We start from the raw sequence: 910 nt of genomic DNA, 5'->3' as shown, positions 1-910 counted from the left end.
TATAGTCAGTTCACAATAAAAAAAATACAGCCCATATCATGAAACAGTTTAGGCAGATTATTCTCCATCCAGCCTTGGCGTAGAAATTTAGCTTGTGCCCACTTCTTCTCGATAGGATTTAGATCGGGGCTATAGGGCGGTAGAAATAATAGCCGATGGCCATGTCTATTAAGCAGCTTTTGTACTCGTTTATGGAAACTTGCGTTATCCATTACAATCACGCATTTGGTCTTAAGACTTGGGATTAGTGTGTACTTGCACCAATTATAGAATATGTCACCATTAATATTTTTCTCAAAGTAATCAAGCGCAAATAGCACCTTTTCATACAAAGCACCGATGACATTGGTTCGTTTTTTACCTTGCCAATTGTAACTGTCGATACAAGGAGTTCCAATAGGTGCATAACCATAGGGTCTGATAGTTTCAGCCTCAAAGCCACTTTCATCCATATAAACAATGGGATAGCCTTGCTGCGTAAAGCTATCAAGCTTATTCTGATACACTGCTCTTTTTGTCGGACACGCTTTTGGATGTTCCAAGGTCTTTTTTTTGGCTGATACCTAAACGTTTTAAAGCCGTATAAATACCCGTCTTACTACAATTGAAACGTTGTGCTCGTTCATACAGATAATCGTCTGGATATTGTTCAATGTCTTTTAATAATAGGTCATCGTGTATTTTGCTTGGTGGTTTATCCCGAGTTTGTTTGATACTTGAGTTATTGAGCCAGCGCTGTAAGGTAGTTTTGCTAATGTTATAGAAAGTACAAGCTTGGCGGATGCTCATGTCCTTTTGTTTGATACTTTTAATCACTTGCGCTCGAAAGTCTGCTGAATAGGTCATGTATTCTTCTGCCACTTTGCTTATTTTAAAACGATTGTATCTTATTTATAGAGAACCTACTATA

General features: G+C 37.9%; 2 protein-coding genes. Both read right to left on the bottom strand.

Annotated features, from left to right (window positions below):
• Positions 1-5: 5 nt before the first annotated feature.
• A complete protein-coding gene (locus JMX97_RS13620) occupies positions 6-506 on the bottom strand; it encodes an IS630 family transposase (RefSeq protein ID WP_227671619.1) in 501 nt (166 codons plus the stop codon).
• On the bottom strand, positions 493-846 hold the full coding sequence (locus tag JMX97_RS13615; protein WP_201558957.1) for an IS630 transposase-related protein: 354 nt from the start codon (positions 844-846) through the stop codon (positions 493-495). The genes JMX97_RS13620 and JMX97_RS13615 overlap by 14 nt, the downstream gene beginning before the upstream one ends.
• Positions 847-910 lie beyond the last annotated feature (64 nt).

The organism is Psychrobacter sp. 72-O-c (assembly GCF_904846605.1).
Classification (GTDB): domain Bacteria; phylum Pseudomonadota; class Gammaproteobacteria; order Pseudomonadales; family Moraxellaceae; genus Psychrobacter.
The sequence above is the reverse complement of the archived record's forward strand: the minus strand, read 5'-3'. Positions and strand labels throughout refer to the sequence as shown.